Here is a 17,496-nt window from a genome sequence, read left to right on the forward strand (position 1 = left end):
GCACGAAGCCGGGCTTGGGATTCACATTTGGAGTCCAGCGACGGAACTGGGCGGCATGTCCGAGCCCGCGCCCACCCGCTACCGCGCCCTGAAGGGATTGTCAGGTTGGAGGTACGGCGACGGCTGGGTAGCCATCCCGGGTGCTGGACCTTGAGGATCTCCTGCGTCTCGAGGGGCATCGCTTCGCGCGCACCGTCATCGGTTATGCTGTCTGGGCGTATCACCGCTCTGCCCTGAGCCTGCGCGATGTCGAGGACCTTCTCGCCGAACGGGGGGTCGTCGTCTCCTACGAGACGATCCGGGTATGGGTTGCCCGGGTATGGGTTGCGAAGTTCGGAACGCGGATCGCCACGATCCGGCGCGACCGGCCTGTGCCAACCGATACCTGTGCCAACCGATAAGTGGCACCTCGACGAGGTCGTCCAGAGATCGACAGCGCAAAGCAACGGCTCTGGCGGGCAGTAGATGCGAACGGTGACGTGCTGGACGTCCTCGTGCAGTCGCGCTGCAATGCCTCAGCCGCCAAGCGGTTCATGTGCAAGCTCTTCGAGGGATGGGGCCTGCCGCGGGTGATGGTAACGGACGAGCTCGGATCCCAACTCCGCCGCGAAGGCGGATCTCGCCCCCGGCCTAGAGCACCGTCACCACAAGGGGATCAACAACGCGGCGGAAGCATCGCATCGCCATACCCGCCGACGGGAGAAGGTCACGGGCCGGTTCGAATTGCCGCGACAGGCCCAGCGATTCCTGCCGGTCCACGATCAAACAGCCGCCATCTTCCGCTCGCGCCGCAATTGTCTTTCAGCGAATTCCTACCGCCACGCCAGACAGGACGCGTTCGAGTTACGGGCGGATCACACGACCAAGCTGTCCGCATGAGCGAACCCCAACGGCACATAGCCCAGCCACACAAAACAACCTAAGGATCCCTGCCGAAGACGAGAGCGGCCTTTCTAGAATGTCGCGCTCCGACCCGGTGCGGTGCAGCTCGCGCTTGAGCCGCGCATTCTCGGCCGGCGATGGCATCATGGACGCAGCCGCGGGCGGCCGCCCAGCCGGCGATACCGTCGTGCTCCCGCCGAACCGCGCGATCCACCGCCGCAGGACCGTCTCGTGCAGCCCCAACTCCTCGGCCACCGCGACGATCGTCATCCCGCTCGTCCGGGCCCGCTCCACCGCCTCACGCTTGAACGCATCCGCGAATACCCGCCGATTCCGGTCCGTCATCGAACACTCCTCTCCGCGTCTCCTCAACCCTATCAGGGTGTCCACCAGACCGGGGGAAACCAAACCGAACTGCCGCCGCGATTGCGGATGGGCGCTTGGGCCCCTAACTAGCGCCTAAGCCCGACGCTCGGAGGGTCCCGCCATGTCTGACCCATCCGCCGCGCCCGCTGCAGGGCTCGGGCCGATCATCATGCGGCTCTTGCGGGATGGCTTTCGCGAGCAGGGGCGCCTCTACGGCGTGGCCATCGCTGCGATGGTGGTTGTGGCCGGCTCGGCCGCGGCGGTGGCGTGGGTGATGGAGTGGATCATCGACGCTTTGGGCAACCCGGAAAACCGCGGGGCGGTGATCGCCGTCGCTTCAACGGTAATTGCGATCTTCGTGATCAAGGGCGCAGCGACCTACACGCAGTCGGTCTTCATGGCGCGCGCGGGCAACCGGATCGTCGCAAGCTACCAGTACCGGGTCTACTCCAAGCTGGTCTCGCAAGGCGTGGGCTACTTCAACCGCACCGAATCCTCGGACATCATCATGCGTGTGGTCCAGGGTGCGACGGCTTGCCGGACGTTGATCGACATCATCGTGGTCTCAGCGGTGCGCGACACGCTTACGCTAGTGGGGCTGATCGGGGTGATGATCTACCAGCAGCCGACGCTCTCGCTGGTTTCGCTCCTTGTGGGGCCAGTGGCGCTCTGGGGGATCCGGATCATCCTGCGGCGGGTCAAGAGCATCATGGAGAGCCAGCTCACCGCCTTTTCGGAGATCTACCGAGTGCTGCAGGAGAGCTCGGGCGGAATTCATGTGATCAAGGTCTTCTCGCTGGAGGACCATATGCGCGGACGCATGGACGGAGCGGTGCGCCGGGTGGAGGATCGCATGAACTCCATCTCGCGGCTTGAGTCGGCGACCTCTCCTATCATCGAGACGCTCGCCGGCTTCGCCATAGCGGGGGTCATCCTCGTGAGTGCCTGGAACGTGCTTGGCGGGCAGCCGTCCACGCCGGGCGAGCTCATGTCCTTCGTGACGGCGCTGATGATGGCCTACGAGCCTGCCAAGCGGCTGAGCCGGATGCGCGTATCGATCGAGACGGCGCTGGTCGGCGTGCGCATGGTGCTGGGCATCCTCGACATGCCCGAGTCGCAGGCCGAGGCGCGCGACGCCCGGCCGCTGAAACCGGGGAGAGGAGCTTTGGAAATGCGCGGCGTGACATTTGGATACGGCGCCGCGCCGGTGGTGCGCAACCTCGACCTTCTGTTTTCGGCTGGGCAGACAAGCGCGCTCGTCGGGCCGTCGGGAGGTGGCAAGTCGACGATCCTCAACCTGGCCATGCGGCTCTACGAGCCATCGGAGGGCGAGGTGCTAATCGATGGGCAGGACCTTGCAGGGGCGACGCTGTCCTCGGTTCGCCAACGCATTTCCTTCGTGGGGCAGAACACGTTCCTCTTCTCAACTTCGGTGCGTGAGAACATCCGCATGGCGCGCTCGGACGCGACCGACGCCGAGGTCGAGGCCGCAGCGCAGGACGCGAACGCCCACACCTTCGTCTCGGAGCTGCCGCAGGGCTACGAGACGATGGTTGGCGAGAACGGGTCCTTCCTGTCGGGCGGGCAGCGCCAGCGCCTCGCCATCGCGCGGGCCATCCTCAAGCGCTCGGACATCATGCTGTTCGACGAGGCGACGAGCGCGCTCGACAGCCATTCCGAGGCGCTAATCCAAGAGGCGCTCGCGCGGGTGACGAGGGACAAAACGACGGTGGTGATCGCGCACCGCCTGTCCACCATCCTTGGGGCCGACCAGATCATCTACGTAGAGGAAGGGCGCGTGGTCGAGCGCGGGACCCTCCGGGACCTCCTGGCCGCAGACGGCCCGTTTCGCAGGCTCTACGACCGCCAGTTCGGGGTGGCCGAGCCTGCCCCCATCGCGCTGGCGGAAGCGGCAGAATGATGGTCGTCGTCGGGACCGCTCTTCATGAAGCAGAAAACACGATGCGCGCGGCGGCGCATTATCTCCCGAGGCGTGTCTATGATCCATCCCATCATCCTATGCGGCGGCTCCGGCACACGGCTTTGGCCCCTGTCGCGCAAGGCTCATCCCAAGCAGTTCGTGGACGTGCTGGGGCATGGGTCGCTGTTCGCCTCCTGCGCTCGGATGTTGTCGGGCGAAGGGTTCGCAGCGCCAACTGTGGTGACGGCGTCGGACTTCCGCTTCCTCGTCGCAGAGCAACTCGTAGACGCGGCTGTCGACCCCGGGCCGATCCTGATCGAGCCTGAGCCGCGCAACACCGCGCCAGCGATTCTCGCTGCCGCGATGGCGGTCGCCTTGCGCGATCCAGCGGCGGTGATCCTCGTCGCACCGTCCGATCATGCGATTTCAGATCCGGAGGCGTTCCGCGAGTGCATGCGCGCCGCCTGCCCCGTGGCCGAGGCGGGCCACGTGGTCACCTTCGGCATCCGGCCCACACATGCGGAGACCGGCTATGGTTGGCTCGAGCTGGACGGCGGGACGCTGCAGGGGACGCATGCACTGCGCCGGTTCGTGGAGAAGCCGGACCAAGCCACTGCCGAGGCGATGCTGGCCCGCGGGGGGCACCTTTGGAACGCGGGCATCTTCATGGCCCGGGCGGACGCGATGGTCTCGGCCTTCGAGCGGCATGCGCCCGACATGGTGGAGCACGTGCGCACCGCCGTTGGGGATGCCGGGACCGATCTGGGCTTCCTGCGCCTGGCGGCCGATCCTTGGTCCAAGGTGCGGGCGCAGTCGATCGACTACGCGGTGATGGAGCCCGCCTCGACCGCGGAGGGGCTCTACGTGCAGCCCTATGACGGTGGCTGGACCGATCTGGGTGGCTGGAACTCGATCTGGCGGGAAATGGAGCGCGGCGCCGATGGAGTTGCCGCGCGTGGCGCGACGACAGCGATCGACTGCCGTGACAGCCTGCTGCGCTCGGAGGTGGACGGGCTGGAGCTGGTGGGTATCGGCCTCGAGAACATCGTGGCGGTCGCCATGAACGACGCAGTGCTCGTGGCCGATCTGGGCCGTGTGCAGGACGTGAAGCTGGCGGTCGAACGGCTGCGTACGCGAGGGGCGGCGCAGGCTGAGGCATTCCCGTACGACCATCGCCCATGGGGTCATTTTGAGACGCTAGCTCTCGACGAGCGCTTTCAGGTCAAGCGTATCGTTGTCCATCCTGGCGCCGCCCTGAGCCTGCAGTCGCATCACCACAGGGCGGAGCACTGGATCGTGGTGTCTGGCACCGCCCGCGTCACGGTGGATGACGAGGTGAGCCTCGTGACGGAGAACGGCAGCATCTATGTGCCGCTAGGCGCGGTGCATCGCATGGAAAATCCTGGCAAGGTGCCAATGGTGCTGATCGAGGTGCAGACCGGCTCCTATCTAGGGGAGGACGACATCGTCCGCTACGAGGATGTCTATGCCCGAGGCCAAGGTGCGAAGGGATAACCATGACATGGAACAGCCGATAATCTTCGATCTGACTGAGGTACAGCTAGCATCAACCGGAAAGCTGCGCTTCTATGGCATCGTGCGCTGCGTGCACGAGATTGCCCTGCACATCGCGCGGATCGACCCTGCCGTGCGGTTCTGCGTATTCTCAGCAGGGCACCAGAGCTTCTTCGAGGTGCCGGTCCGTCGCGACCGCGACGCGGTCGCCTTTGACGTGCCGCTTGGTGTGCGGCAGCTGCGGCTCCGCTCGGTATTTCCTGATCGCCGCCCGCTGCGCGATGCCGTCGCTGCGACCGCGCGTGCCGTAGTCGGCGGCCTCAACCGCCGAGCGTGGGATCGCGCTGGTATCGACCTGCCGAAGATTGACCTCAATGGAGCGACCTATGTCTCCTGCGCTCGTCCGAAGCTGATCGTCGATCAAATCGCTGCATTGGACCGTGCAAGCACACGGATTGATCTTGTGCCGCTGATCCATGACATGATTCCGCTCCACGACCATTTCGAGCACCGCAGCAAGTCCTTCCCGACCAACTTTGTCGCAGACAACATCCGTATCCTCAATCGCGCGGCTCGGGTGATGACGAACTCGGAGTTCACCCGCAGCGAGTTGCTGCGCTTCTCCGCTTCTGGCTACTTGCCCGCCATATCGGCAAACTATATCCATCCGGTCCCCCTCGTGCATGAATGTTCGGACGCCGATCCGTCGCCGCGAATCTCTCCGCCTGCCGAGCCTTACCTGCTGACGGTCGGCTCGCTTCTGGGACGCAAGAATCTAGAAGCGGTGCTCGACGCGATGGAGGTGCTGCGGAGCCGGGGCGTGGCGGTGCCCCTTCTCGTGATCGCGGGTGCGCGTCGCAAGCGTGTGGAGGAGCACATAGGCTCGGAGGAGCGAAAAGGCGTGCGCGACCGGGTGGTGTTCCGTCACACGCCCCCGCAAGCCGATCTCATCGCGCTCTACCGAGGCGCCGTGGCTACCGTGGTACCCTCGCGTATGGAGGGCTGGGGGCTGCCGGCGGGCGAGTCGCTTTGGCTTGGCACACCGGCGATCTGCGCAGACGTGCCTGCGCTGCACGAGGTGGCAGGTGATCTGGGCCTCTACTTCGACCCAGACGACGCAGCTGCGCTGGCGAACCATGTCGCGCGCCTGATGGAGGACAGCGAGCATGTCCGCGTGCTTCGGGAGCGCATCCGCGGCGCACGCCCCCGGCTTCGTACCTGGTCCGACGTTGCGCGAGATGTCCTCGCCATCCTGCCGAGCGCAGCGGGCGGCACGCGGCGCCATGCGGAGGATTGTCGGGCCGAACGGGGCAGCAGGGCTTCGGCCCGGTGCCTCCCCTCAGCGACGGACGCGCAAGGCGACGCGGTCGGTATAGGCCGCGGCTAGTCCATCCGCCGTGTCCGCGTCATCGGCTTGGGCATATACGCGGAACTCTGGCGCGTTCCCCGACAGGCGCAGGTGCACCGCGTGCCCATCCTCGAAAACGACCCGAAGGCCGTCGGTCCGATCGACATTCCCGATCATGCCCGTCGCTCCGAAGAAGATGGAGCGTGCCTCTGCATCGGAGTCGAGCTCGGCGATCAGCGCCTCACCGGCGGGTCGATCGATCTCCTCCACCTTCCTGGCAGCGGTGAAGCGTGAGGGAAGGGCGGCGAGCGCAGTTTGGAGGCCGCCGGGGATCGCAAGCGACGCCACGATGGGGAGAAGTGCATCGCGCGTCATGAGTGCGGGCAGCGGGCCTTCTGGCCCACGGCCGTCGAAGCCCATGATGAAACCGCCATTCGCCTCGAACCCAACGCAGCGCCCGCCCGCGGCTTCGAGTGCAGCGATCACGTGGGGTGAGCCGATGCGCGTCCGCGTGACCTGCAGACCCATCCGCTCGACTGCGTCGTTGGAGGAGATCGGCGTTGCGATGCGCTCCGCCCCGACGGCACGCGCGGTAATCACTCCCAGAAGGTCGCCGCTCACGATCCGGCCGCGGCTGTCGGCCAGCATCGGGCGGTCCCCGTCGCCGTCAGTCGAAACGATCGCGTCTAGTCGATGCTCGGCGCACCAGGCGGTGAGGCGCTGGCGCGTGCTGAGTTCGATGGCTTCGGTGTCCACGGGCACGAAAACCTCTGACTGACCCAGCGGCACCGCTCGCGCGCCGAGTGCGCTGAGAGCATCTTCCAGGAGGTCGCGGGCGACGGAAGAATGGCGGTAGATGCCGATGCTTAGGCCGGCCAGCGCCCGCGTTCCGAACGCCTCCACGATCCGGTCACACCAGGCCGCGCCGGCCGTTTGGTCGCGTTCGAACGAACCCGAACCGGGGTTGGGGACAGTCCCAGCGGCATAGGCCTCGACTATCCGCGCTTCGTTCGCCTTAGATATCTCACCCGAGGGCACATAGAACTTCAGCCCGTTCCGGTCGGCAGGGATGTGCGAGCCGGTGACCATGACCGCTGCGGCCCCCCGAGCGAGCGCCGCCTGGGCGAGCGCGGGCGTGGGGACCTCGCCGCAGTCCACTGCGACGAGATCGGCCGCCTGCACGGCGCTGAAAACCACCTCGGCGATGCCTAGCGAGGATGGGCGCAGGTCGCGTCCCACCAGTACGGTCCCACCGTGGGGGCAGGTGGAGAGGAAGGCGCCGACATAGGCACGTACGAGGGATGGCGTGAGATCCGCGACAAGGCCGCGAAGGCCGCTCGTTCCGAATTTGGGGGGCATGGAACCTCTCGTTCTGGGCGCGGCGGAGGGAAGTGCGAAGGGCAGGCGCATCAAGCCCGACTGTCGCCAACGCTCAAAAGAGCGCGCCCTTCGATATGCGGTGCACGTCCGCCTGTACCATCATGGCACAGAGATCCTCGAGCGAGGTCCGCGCCTCCCAGCCGAGCTCGCGCCGGGCCTTCGTCGGGTCGCCGACGAGCAGATCGACTTCGGCTGGGCGGTAGTAGCGAGCGTTGACGGACACGAGCGTGCGGCCTGATCCGGCATCGACGCCGATCTCGTCTGCCTCCGTGCCCTTCCAATGGATCCCGATCCCGGCGGCCTTGAACGCCATCGTAACAAAGTCGCGCACCGTCTCTGTCCGCCCCGTGGCCAGAACGTAGGTTTCGGGACGGTCCGCCTGAAGCATGCGCCACATCCCCTCAACATACTCCTCCGCGAAGCCCCAGTCCCGCTTGGCATCCAGGTTCCCCAATTCCAGCCGTTCCTGCCGGCCTTCGGAGATCCTCGCAATGGAAGCGGTGATCTTGCGGGTTACGAACTCCTGCCCGCGAAGGGGGCTCTCGTGGTTGAAGAGGATGCCGGACGCGCCGAAAATATCATAGGATTCCCGGTAATTGATTGTCATCCAATGGGCGTAGAGCTTCGCCGCCCCATAGGGTGAACGCGGATAGAATGGCGTGTCCTCATCCTGCGGAACCGCCTGCACCTTGCCAAACATCTCGGAGGTGGACGCCTGATAGAAACGGATCTTCGGATCGACGATGCGGATCGCCTCGAGGAGGTGAACCGGTCCAATGCCGGTCGTCTCCGCAGTCGCGAGCGGTTGATCGAAGGAGACGCCGACGAAGGACTGCGCGCCCAAGTTGTAGACCTCATCGGGGCGTAGTCGGTCCAAAAGGCGGATGCTGGCGGACGCGTCGGTGAGGTCGTACTCCACGAGACTGAGGCCCGGCTGATCCGCGATGCCGCTCTCGTCCAGCCGCCAGAAGTTGGTAGTGGAAGACCGGCGGTAGGCGCCGTGCACCTCGTAGCCTTTCATCAAGAGGAGCTTCGCCAAATAAGCCCCGTCTTGTCCTGTGATGCCAGTGATGAGTGCCGAAGGCATAGCCGTGCTCCTGTAGAGTCCAAGCACCCTTAGGTTGGGGATAGCCTGAACTTAAGATACAGTTCGGATGGGTAAGAAGGGCGGAGGAAACTCGCCTATCCACTCGGCTTTTCGGTACGGACAGAGAACGGCGCTACTTCTCGGTCCGCTCTGGGAAGTTCGCATCACCTGCTTCGTCCTCCATGTTGGGCGTGCGTAGCACGTGGCGCCAGCGATCTGCGTAGAGCACCTCCAGCAGATGGCGGGTACTTTCGTCCCAAGAGAGGGCGGGCGTATGCGACGGATCGGGAAGCGCACGATCATCCGCGACCGCCGAGATCGCTTCAGCCCACTTCTGCACGTCGCCCACGGGGGCGTACATGGCACCCTCGCCACCTACCTCGCGCAGGACAGGGATGTCGGAGCAGATCGCGCCGAGGCCCATGCGCGCGGCCTCGACGATGGGAAGGCCATAGCCTTCGTAGAGCGAGGGGAAGAGCAACGCCGAGGCCGCGCGGTAGGCGTGCGCAAGCTCGGTATCCGATGGGCCTTCGAGCCAGAGCAGCCGAGCGCCCGCCTCCGGGTGGTTGCGGAGACGCTCGGCGAACTCTTCGATGTTCCAGCCCTGGCGCCCCATGATCAGCAACCGGGCTGGCGATCCCCCCGCCCACAAGCGTTCCATCGCCTCCAAAGCGGTCGCGTGGCGCTTGCGGGGCTCGACGGTGCCGACCATCAGGAAGGTCGGCGTCGTGACTGCGAGGAACCGCGCCAAGGCGCCCTGGGGGCGTGCGCCCTCCCCTTCGCCCGCCGGCAGGTCCGAGCCCAGGTGCCACCACCCGATGCGCAGCCCGTCGCGATGGGGTAGGCCGTGCGCGCGAATATAGGCGGCCACCTCGTCGGCCACCGCCCGCGAGATGCAGACGAGGCCGTCGCTCTCGACGAGCGCGCGGCGGAACCAGGCGTCGAACACCTCCGGCATGCCCCGGATGACGACGGCCGGATGGAGCAGAGGCGTTAGGTCGTAGACCGTCGTGACGACCCGCCCGCCATGTCCGCGAAGATCGGCGAAGGCGGGCGCAAAGTCCGGATACTGGTTCCAGCTCGAGTCGAGCATGAGCATGGTCTCGCCAGCGCGGAAGCGTATCGGCGCGTCCGATGGGGCGCCGAACCGCGGCGCGCCCCGCAACGCCCTCCCGTTGAGCGCGACAGGAACCATCGCTCGCGCCCCACCGTCCGCCACGAGTGCATGATGGAGATGGCCAACCGTAGCGTTGACGACGCGCTGGATGCCGGTTCCTGCGTCGGACGTATTAGTCACGGTAACGTCGACCAGCAGGCGGGGCGTGCCGAGCTCCGCGCCCACCCGGCCGCTCTGAAGGAGGGAGTCGATCACGCGCCCGGCTGGAAGTCCGCCCGCCGCGACCGCGGGGACGGCATCTGCGATGGCCGCGTCGGCATCATAGGTAGGCGCGGGGCGTAAGCCGTCCCCTCCGGGCCGCGCTTCGACGGCCGCTGCAAGGGCGTCCAGGGCACGCCTGCCGACCGCGTCCCAGGTGAACCGTTCGGACCGCGCGCGCAGTCGGTGACCGACGGTCGTACGCCGCGCCGGATCACGCAGAAGCGTCTCGAGACGCTTTGACATCTCCTCGGGATTGTCGGGATCGCAGAGGAGGTCCGGATCGCCCACCACCTCTGGGAGGCTGGTCGTGTTCGACGCAAGGACGGGGGTGCCGCGCGTCATCGCCTCCAGCGCGGGCAAGCCGAATCCTTCGAGCCGTGAGGGGAACAGAACGACCTCCGCATGGTCCAGCGCGTTGATCAGTTCGTCGTCCGTAACGTGCCCGAGGAACCGCATCGGCATCCGGCCCCTCATCTGAGCCTCAAGCGCATCACGCGCTTTCCGTTCAAGCACGCCACAGTGAAGAAGCGTGTAGTCCTCCCGTAGTTCGGCCGGCAGGTGGCCCGCGGCCTCGATACCGCAGGCGAGGTTCTTGTTCGGGTCTACGCCGCCGAGCAGCAGGATGTAGGGTTCCGAGGGCAGATGGGGCCCGGGCGGGCCCTTGAGGCGCGTGCGGAAGACCGAAGCAGTCGCTGCGCCAATGGTCACGATCTCATCTGCATGCCGACCAAGGTTCTCGAGCCCGTCCGCGCGGGTCGCGTCCGAATTGGCCAATAATCGATCGACGCTGCGGAACACGTCCAGCTGACGATGATAGTAGGCATGAATGGGAGGCGAGCTAAGGAAACGTTCCGAGTCGTGCAGTGGTGTAAGATCGTGGAACACCGCCGCCGACAGCACATTCGGCAGTGCCGGATCGAAGCCTGCGACATCGCCGAAGCCGACCCCCTCCATTGCAGAGGACAGGAGGACTGCGTCCGGCTCTAGCGAGGCATAATGGAGCCGTGCGGCCGCCGCGAGTGCAGCCTGCGCAGGATCGCCTTCCGGCGGGGGCGGCCATATCGCGCCCTCGGGTGGGAAGTAGACGGAGAAGGCGTCGCGCGGCAGATCCGCCGAAAGAGCATTGATGATCGGCTCGATGGTGTCGGGGAAGGCACCGTTGAGGACGATGCGAAGGTCCACCCAGGGCCCTGCCGCACGCGCCATGCCTCCCGCGAGGCCCATCGAGTAGCGCCCGATGCCGCGGTTGCGCGAGCCGATCGTTTGCGCGCCCTGAAGGTCGAGGACGATGCGCATCAATTCGTTACCTTCGGCAAGGCTGCGCGTGCGGCGGCCTCCTCAAGCCGGGCTATCAGCACCCCGCGCAGGGGATGGTCCTCCACGGGCGGAAGTTCGGCGGGCGTGGGTGCCAAAATCGGTTGGCGGCTCGCAGGCCAACGCAGCGCGAGGTAGCGGGGGCTCTCCATCCAGCGGCGGAAGGCCGGGCGGGGGTTGCGATCCTTGTCCACGACCCAACGGCGGAAGATGCCGCGCGGCTTGCCGGAGGTGTGAAAGAGAAGACGTCTCAGCGCCTTGATCGGGCGCCCGCAGCGCCGGAACAAAAGGCGTTCCGTCCACGAGCGGCTCACGAGATACCGTATCTCCGCAATCTCCGGCGACAGAGAGGCACGGAGGGCGGCTGTCTCGGCCTGCCATTCGGCGAACTGGACCTGGTGAGCTTCGTCGCCAGCCTCGCGCTCTGCAAGCCGCGCGTGCAGCGCCTCGATCTCAGCGCGCAGGCGCGAGGTCTCTCCCGCGATCCTGTTGGCGAGCGTGGCAGCGTTGGCCCGGCTCCGGGCGTGACGCTCGTCACGGGCACCATCGATGCGCACGACGGCATCGACGAGCGACAGCCCGATCTCTTGCTCGAAAGCGGGGTCCAGCCGGTCCATTTCCTCGCCCTCCTTCTGCGCCACCACCGCGTAGTCCAAAGACACCTCCGTCAGAAGCGCCATCAGCTTATCCCTCGTCTCCGCGGTCGGCGCTTGGCCCTGGAGCCGCAGCACCGCGTGCCGCGTGAAACCTGCGTGCTCGACAAGAAACCCCGTCAGGACCGGAGGAAGGGGGCGCACATGGGTTGCGTCGAGGTGGAAGTTGACCAGCCCCACCTGAAGGTTCTCTGGGTTCGGTGTCTCGAGGATCAGCAGTCCGCCAGGGCGCAGGGCACGCAGCGCCTCCGCAACCAGCGCGCGAAGAACGTCGAAGGGCAGATGCTCAGCCAGATGGAAGGCTGAGACTATAGCGAGATCCCTATCGGGAACCGCCCGCAACGCCTGGACGGCGTCCTCACGCGCGACGGAAAGGCCCCGCTCTTTGGCCTCGGTCAACATGCCCGCGTCGAGATCAACTCCGCGCGCCTCCACACCCCAGCGCCCCAGCAGCTCGAGCCACTCGCCGCGGCCGCAGCCGAGGTCGAGGGCGCGCGCATCGCCCCTCTCGGCGAGAGGGGCGATGAATGGGCGGTACACTTCGAGCCGGGTCAAGATCGTAGCACGATCCCCCCGAAACCGTGCCTCGAAGTCGCGGTAGAACATGTCGATCGCCGGCGGCGTGTCTTGGTTGTGCATACAACTCTCTGAAGCTCAGTCGGGGCCAAAGCGGCCCTTCGGCGATTGCGAGCGAGCATGGCCGCCCCTAGTGTCACGGCCGCACTACCTAGGAGAGCCCGCCCATGCCGTCCATCTACCCGGCCACCCGGCTCCGATGACCGCACCGGTCATCCTCGTGATCGGCGCCGCGGGGTTCGTGGGCAGCCATCTCGTGACGGCCCTGCGGGCCCGCTATGGCGAGGCGGCGGTCATCAGTGCCGGACGTGGCATGAGGAGCGGTAACGGCAAAGCGCTAGACGTCACGGACGGCGCGGCGATCCACGCGGCCATCGACGCTTATGCGCCAACGGATGTAGTAAATCTCGCTGGACTCGCGGCCCCGGCGGAGGCGGCCCGCTTGGAGCGCGCGGCGTGGAACCTTCACGTGCACGCGGCCGCCGATCTTGGCGAAGTCTTGCTGAAGCGACGCCCGGAAGCCCGCCTGATCCATATCGGCTCGGGGCTAGCCTACGGACGCACGGCCCTGCATGGGCGTCCCGTTCGGGAGGACGAGCCGCTGGAGCCGATGGATACTTACGGCGTCACGAAGGCCGCGGGCGATCTCGCGCTCGGAGCGCTCGCCGGTCGGGGACTGCGGGTCGTTCGAATGCGACCCTTCAACCATACCGGGGCGGGACAGCGCACCGGCTTCGCCGTGCCGGCCTTTGCCGCCCAGATCGCCGAGATCGAGGCTGGGGCGAAGGAACCTGTCCTGGACGTTGGCAACCTCGACGCTGCCCGCGACTTCCTACACGTCTCGGACGTGGTCGATGCCTATGCCACGGTGATCGACGCAGGCGACGCGGTGACGGATGGACGGGCACTGAACGTGGCCTCAGGACGAGCGGTGCCGATGCGCGAGGTGCTAAGCCGCCTCTTGGCCCTGTCCGAGCGTGAGATCACTGTGCAGCAGGACCCAGCCCGACAGCGTCCTAGCGACCTGCCCACCGTTGCTGGGGACGCGGCAGCCCTGCATGGGGTAACCGGTTGGCAGCCTCGGGCTACCCTAGACGATGCTCTACACGACGTCCTTGAGCACGAGCGCGCCAAACTTCGCCGCTGACCTGGATCCCGCTTCCTCCTCTAGGATTAGGTAGGGTCCGTCCTGAAGGAGACAGACAGATGAAGAGGTGGGGGTGACCGACCCCCATCAGGTGGTCCGGTTGTAATGTTAGATCATGGGCCCTCCTGCGCCATGGGTGACGGGAGGCGGAGCGTGGCGGAGCCGGACGGCGGCCATGGCGCAGGAGGTGGTCCCGCTTGTCTGAACAGCGTGATGTCCGTTGTTAAGTGGATTTCCGCGCTGATTATGCCGCGGCCGGGATCGGCCTTGGCGGGTTGAAGTATGCTTGGTCGGCGTTTGCCCGCCATGTGCCGAATGCGGGCGCGTCCCGTTGTAGAAGGTCAGGTATCGCCCGATAGACGCCCTGGCCTCGGATACGCTGTCATAGGCGCGCAGGTGGATTTCCTCGTACTTCACCGACCGCCAAAGCCGCTCGACGAAGACGTTGTCGCGCCACGCCCCCCTGCCGTCCATGCTGATCTGGATGCCGGCATCGTGGAGCACAGAGGTGAAGGCCGTGCCGGTGAACTGGCTACCCTGCTGAGTATTGCAGATGTCCGGCTTGCCGTGCAGGGCCAGCGCCTCCTCGAGGGCCGCCACGTAAAGGTCTGCCGTCATCGTGATCGAGACCCGTCAGGACGGGACCCGTCGGCTGTACCAGTCGATCACCGCGGCAAGGTAGACGAAGCCCCGGGACATCGGGATATAGGTGATGTCCATCGCCCAAACTTGGTCGGGCCGGGTGATCTCCAGCTTGCGAGGGATCCTTGGGTTGTTTTGTGTGGCTGGGCTATGTGCCGTTGGGGTTCGCTCATGCGGACAGCTTGGTCGTGTGATCCGCCCGTAACTCGAACGCGTCCCGTCTGGCGTGGCGGTAGGAATCTCGACGGCGTGCCTGTCCTCCTCGGCTGCCACGAACGCGACCCGCACATCCCCCTCGCCCGCGTCCACCGCAGCGCCGAGGTGCTCGGCGCCATGGGCGCTGCGGTGGACGTTCACGTCATCCCCGGCGCGGGCCACGGCATCGTCGCCGAGGAGGTCGTCTGGCTGCGCCGCCACCTGAACCAAAGCCAAGGAGAGACCCCATGAGCTGGAGCCCCTGTCCCGACCCCGTCCCCGGCGACCGCGCGGGCACGGACGCCGTCGAGACGCTGATCGTCCCCCGCGCGGTCGACCTGGGCGAAATGGAGGTGCGCCGCGCCCTGCCCTCGAAGAAGCGCCAGATGGTAGGCCCCTTCATCTTCTTCGATCAGATGGGCCCCGCCGAGTTCCTGACCGACCAGGGCATCGACGTGCGCCCGCACCCGCACATCAACCTCGCGACGCTGACCTATCTCTTCGAGGGCCAAATCCATCACCGCGACAGCCTTGGCACGGACGTGCCGATCGAGCCGGGCGCGGTGAACTGGATGAAGGCCGGCCGCGGGATCGTGCATTCCGAGCGCACCGCGCCCGAGCGGCTGCGCACGGGCCAGAAGCTCTTCGGCATCCAGACCTGGATGGCCCTGCCCGAGAAGGACGAGGAGACCGACCCAGCCTTCATGCATCACGGCAAGGCCGAACTGCCCGTCGTCGACACGGACGGCATCGAGGCGCGTCTGATCGCCGGGTCGGCCTTCGGCGCGACCTCGCCCCTCGTGACCTCCTCGGACACGCTCTACGCCGACGTTCGGCTCGCCCCTGGCGCGCAGGCCCCGATCGAGCCCCATGCGGACGAGCCGCGCTCTACACCATCGCCGGCAAGATTGAGATCGCCCGCGACGTGTTCGAGCCCGGCCAATTGCTGGTGCTGCGCCCCGACGACCAGATCGTGGTCCGCAGCGTGGACGACGGCACCGGGGACCACGCGCGCTTCATGCTCTTCGGCGGGGCGCCGATGGAGGGACCGCGCTACATCTGGTGGAACTTCGTCTCCTCCAGGCAGGAGCGGATCGACCAGGCCAAGGAGGAGTGGGCCAAGGGCCGCTTCGAGACCGTGCCGGGCGACGAGGAGGAATTCATCCCCCTCCCCGAGGACGGCCGCGAGGTGCAGCGCGCGGAAGGCGGAGTCCACTACCCGTGAGACGCGCCGTCCTGCCGGCCGCGCTCCTCGCGGCCGGTCCTGCCTTTGCCGCCGAGGGCCCCGCGATCTTCGGCCTCGTCGGCCTGGAGATCGGCTTCCTGGCCGCGCTGGCGCTCATCGCGCTCGCGTGCCTCTTCGTGCCCGTCTCGCGGGCGCTCGGACTCGGCACGGTCATCGGCTATCTCGCCGCCGGCATCGTCGCGGGGTTCGGCCTGTCGCTCTCGTTCACGAACGATCCCCTAGAGCTACTGCACTTCGCCGAGTTCGGCGTCGTCCTCTTCCTCTTCGTCATCGGACTGGAGTTCCGCCCCGCGCGGCTCTGGGCCATGCGCGGCGCGATCTTCGGGCGCGGCCTCACCCAAGTCATGATCTGCGCGGCCTTCCTCTGCGCCGCCGCCCTCCTCTATGGCTTGGACTGGCGCGCCGCGCTAATCGTCGGCCTCGGCCTCGCGCTCTCCTCCACGGCCCTCGTGATGCGCCAGATCGACGAGAGCGGCGAGCGCAACACCCCGTTCGGCAAGACCGTGATCTCCGTCCTCCTCTTCGAGGATCTGGCCATCGTGCCGTTCCTGCTGCTGGTCGCGCTCCTCGCGCCCACGGGCGGCGAGGCGTCGCTCGCCGCCAGCGCGGGCGCCTTCGCCATCGGCGCCGCCGCCATCGTCGCGCTCATCCTGATCGGGCACTACGTTCTCGATCCGATGTTTCGCGTCATCGCGCGCACCCGCACGCCCGAGTTGATGACCGCCGCCGCGCTCGGCGTCGTGATCTTCGCCGCGCTCATCATGGCCTCGGTGGGCCTGTCCTACGCGATGGGCGCCTTCATCGCCGGCGTGATGCTGGCCGATTCCTCCTACCGGCACGAGATCGAGGCCGATATCGAGCCGTTCCGCGGCCTCTTCCTCGGGCTGTTCTTCGTCGCCGTGGGCATGTCGCTCGACCTAGGCGCCGTCGCGGACAACTGGCTCCTCATCGCGCTCGCCGTGCCCGTCACCATCGCCCTCAAAGGCGCCGGCGCCTATGCCGTCAGCCGCCTCTTCGGCAGCCCGCACGACCTGGCGCTGCGCGTCGCCTTCGCCATGGGCCAGCACGGCGAGTTCGGCTTCGTCCTCTTCGCCGCCGCCGCCTCGGCGCTCGTGCTGCCGGCCGAGACCGCCTCCATCGTCATCGCCATCGTGACGCTCTCCATGGCCGTCTCCTCCCAATCCGAGCGCGCCTATGGCCTTGCCGCGGGCACGCGCGAGCGCGAGACGATGGAGGAGGACTTCACGGACGCGGGCGGCGCGGTCCTCGTCGTGGGATTCGGCCGCGTCGGACAGCTCGCCGCCCAGCCGCTCCTCGCGGAGGGCACCTCCGTCACGTTTCTGGACCACGACGCGGACCGCATCCGCGATGCGCGGCGCTTCGGCACGCGCGTCCATTTCGGCGACGGGACGCGGCAGGAGGTCTTGGAGGCCGCAGGCGCCGGCACCGCGCGCGCCGTCGTGGTGGCCACGGACGATCCCGAGACGACGCTGGCGATCGTGCGTATCCTGCGCCGGCGCCACCCGGAGGCGGCCTTGGTCGTGCGCGCGCATGACCGCATCCAAGCCGTTCGTCTCGCCGCCGAAGGCATCCACAAGGACGCCATCCTCCGCGAGACCCGCGCCTCTGCCCTCTCAATGGGCGAGCGCGCGCTGCGCGCGCTGGGCCATTCCGAGGAGGCCGCGCGCGAGGCGGCCGAGAGGGCGGACGTGCGCGATGCCGAGCGCCTCGCGGAGCAGGTCGCCCTCGCCCGCGGCAAGGAGGCCCGCGATGCGGTCATCGCGGCCATCGCCCCCGAACCCACCGCGCGCCCCGCGCGGGCCGAACTCCCCAACTGAAGGAAGAT

The 17,496-nt window shown here is 67.0% G+C and carries 11 protein-coding genes and 3 pseudogenes; 8 read left to right on the top strand and 6 right to left on the bottom strand.

Annotation, left to right across the window (positions count from 1 at the left end):
- Window positions 1-140 precede the first annotated feature (140 nt).
- Window positions 141-879, top strand: a pseudogene (locus BCF33_RS08175) (IS6 family transposase).
- Here BCF33_RS08175 and BCF33_RS14540 read toward each other — a convergent pair.
- Window positions 844-1,227: a transposase gene (locus tag BCF33_RS14540; RefSeq protein ID WP_106160474.1), complete on the bottom strand. Its 384-nt coding sequence runs from the start codon at window positions 1,225-1,227 to the stop codon at window positions 844-846. The pseudogene BCF33_RS08175 and the gene BCF33_RS14540 overlap by 36 nt on opposite strands.
- Window positions 1,228-1,369: 142 nt before the next feature.
- On the opposite strand from BCF33_RS14540, the gene BCF33_RS08185 reads away from it, so the two are divergent.
- The 3 genes from BCF33_RS08185 (at window position 1,370) to BCF33_RS08195 (ending at window position 6,071) form a co-directional block, all read left to right on the top strand.
- Window positions 1,370-3,169: an ABC transporter ATP-binding protein gene (locus tag BCF33_RS08185; protein WP_245883777.1), complete on the top strand. Its 1,800-nt coding sequence runs from the start codon at window positions 1,370-1,372 to the stop codon at window positions 3,167-3,169.
- A gap of 78 nt (window positions 3,170-3,247) precedes the next feature.
- Entirely contained in the window at window positions 3,248-4,684 is a 1,437-nt protein-coding gene (locus BCF33_RS08190; protein WP_106160475.1) for a mannose-1-phosphate guanylyltransferase/mannose-6-phosphate isomerase, read from the top strand.
- A gap of 7 nt (window positions 4,685-4,691) precedes the next feature.
- Entirely contained in the window at window positions 4,692-6,071 is a 1,380-nt protein-coding gene (locus BCF33_RS08195; protein ID WP_158259385.1) for a glycosyltransferase family 4 protein, read from the top strand.
- On the opposite strand, the gene BCF33_RS08200 is transcribed toward BCF33_RS08195, so the two are convergent.
- The 4 genes from BCF33_RS08200 to BCF33_RS08215 all read right to left on the bottom strand — a co-directional run bounded on the left by BCF33_RS08200 (window position 6,024) and on the right by BCF33_RS08215 (window position 12,483).
- Window positions 6,024-7,442 (bottom strand): phosphohexomutase domain-containing protein, encoded by a 1,419-nt coding sequence (locus tag BCF33_RS08200; protein WP_342747433.1) that lies wholly within the window; start codon window positions 7,440-7,442, stop codon window positions 6,024-6,026. The genes BCF33_RS08195 and BCF33_RS08200 overlap by 48 nt on opposite strands.
- A 22-nt stretch (window positions 7,443-7,464) precedes the next feature.
- On the bottom strand, window positions 7,465-8,499 hold the full coding sequence (gmd, locus tag BCF33_RS08205) for a GDP-mannose 4,6-dehydratase (RefSeq protein ID WP_106160478.1): 1,035 nt from the start codon (window positions 8,497-8,499) through the stop codon (window positions 7,465-7,467).
- A 133-nt stretch (window positions 8,500-8,632) separates the two neighbouring features.
- Window positions 8,633-11,173 carry a glycosyltransferase family 4 protein gene (locus BCF33_RS08210; protein WP_106160479.1) on the bottom strand — a complete coding sequence of 847 codons (2,541 nt, stop codon included), beginning with the start codon at window positions 11,171-11,173 and terminating at the stop codon, window positions 8,633-8,635.
- Window positions 11,173-12,483, bottom strand: a complete 1,311-nt coding sequence (locus BCF33_RS08215; protein WP_106160480.1) for a class I SAM-dependent methyltransferase — start codon at window positions 12,481-12,483, stop codon at window positions 11,173-11,175. Before BCF33_RS08215 ends, BCF33_RS08210 begins: the two co-directional genes overlap by 1 nt.
- Before the next feature lie 136 nt (window positions 12,484-12,619).
- Between BCF33_RS08215 and BCF33_RS08220 the strand changes: the two genes are divergently transcribed.
- Complete coding sequence (locus tag BCF33_RS08220) at window positions 12,620-13,567, top strand: NAD-dependent epimerase/dehydratase family protein (protein WP_211292368.1); 948 nt, start codon at window positions 12,620-12,622, stop codon at window positions 13,565-13,567.
- Window positions 13,568-13,811: 244 nt separating this feature from the next.
- Here the strand turns inward: BCF33_RS08220 and BCF33_RS08225 are convergent.
- Window positions 13,812-14,368: pseudogene (locus tag BCF33_RS08225) on the bottom strand (IS3 family transposase); the annotation flags it as partial.
- 90 nt (window positions 14,369-14,458) lie between these two features.
- On the opposite strand from BCF33_RS08225, the gene BCF33_RS13915 reads away from it, so the two are divergent.
- The 3 genes and pseudogenes from BCF33_RS13915 to BCF33_RS08235 all read left to right on the top strand — a co-directional run bounded on the left by BCF33_RS13915 (window position 14,459) and on the right by BCF33_RS08235 (window position 17,488).
- The gene (locus tag BCF33_RS13915; protein WP_146132802.1) at window positions 14,459-14,656 is read left to right on the top strand and encodes a dienelactone hydrolase family protein; all 198 of its coding nucleotides are present in this window, start codon (window positions 14,459-14,461) and stop codon (window positions 14,654-14,656) included.
- A pseudogene (locus tag BCF33_RS08230) lies at window positions 14,653-15,629 on the top strand (pirin family protein). The gene BCF33_RS13915 and the pseudogene BCF33_RS08230 overlap by 4 nt, the downstream one beginning before the upstream one ends.
- Window positions 15,626-17,488 (top strand): monovalent cation:proton antiporter-2 (CPA2) family protein, encoded by a 1,863-nt coding sequence (locus BCF33_RS08235; protein WP_211292369.1) that lies wholly within the window; start codon window positions 15,626-15,628, stop codon window positions 17,486-17,488. Before BCF33_RS08230 ends, BCF33_RS08235 begins: the two are co-directional and overlap by 4 nt.
- Window positions 17,489-17,496: the final 8 nt, after the last annotated feature.

It is taken from the genome of Hasllibacter halocynthiae (assembly GCF_003003095.1).
GTDB classification, from domain to species: Bacteria; Pseudomonadota; Alphaproteobacteria; order Rhodobacterales; family Rhodobacteraceae; genus Hasllibacter; species Hasllibacter halocynthiae.

Bases quoted from the DNA above. Each gene is read 5' to 3' on its own strand.
- BCF33_RS14540 (WP_106160474.1), bottom strand. From the start codon at position 1,227: ATGACGGACCGGAATCGGCGGGTATTCGCGGATGCGTTCAAGCGTGAG.
- BCF33_RS08190 (WP_106160475.1), top strand. From the start codon at position 3,248: ATGATCCATCCCATCATCCTATGCGGCGGCTCCGGCACACGGCTTTGG.
- BCF33_RS08195 (WP_158259385.1), top strand. From the start codon at position 4,692: ATGGAACAGCCGATAATCTTCGATCTGACTGAGGTACAGCTAGCATCA.
- BCF33_RS08185 (WP_245883777.1), top strand. From the start codon at position 1,370: ATGTCTGACCCATCCGCCGCGCCCGCTGCAGGGCTCGGGCCGATCATC.
- BCF33_RS08215 (WP_106160480.1), bottom strand. From the start codon at position 12,483: ATGCACAACCAAGACACGCCGCCGGCGATCGACATGTTCTACCGCGAC.
- BCF33_RS08210 (WP_106160479.1), bottom strand. From the start codon at position 11,173: ATGCGCATCGTCCTCGACCTTCAGGGCGCGCAAACGATCGGCTCGCGC.
- BCF33_RS08200 (WP_342747433.1), bottom strand. From the start codon at position 7,442: ATGCGCCTGCCCTTCGCACTTCCCTCCGCCGCGCCCAGAACGAGAGGT.
- gmd (WP_106160478.1), bottom strand. From the start codon at position 8,499: ATGCCTTCGGCACTCATCACTGGCATCACAGGACAAGACGGGGCTTAT.
- BCF33_RS08220 (WP_211292368.1), top strand. From the start codon at position 12,620: ATGACCGCACCGGTCATCCTCGTGATCGGCGCCGCGGGGTTCGTGGGC.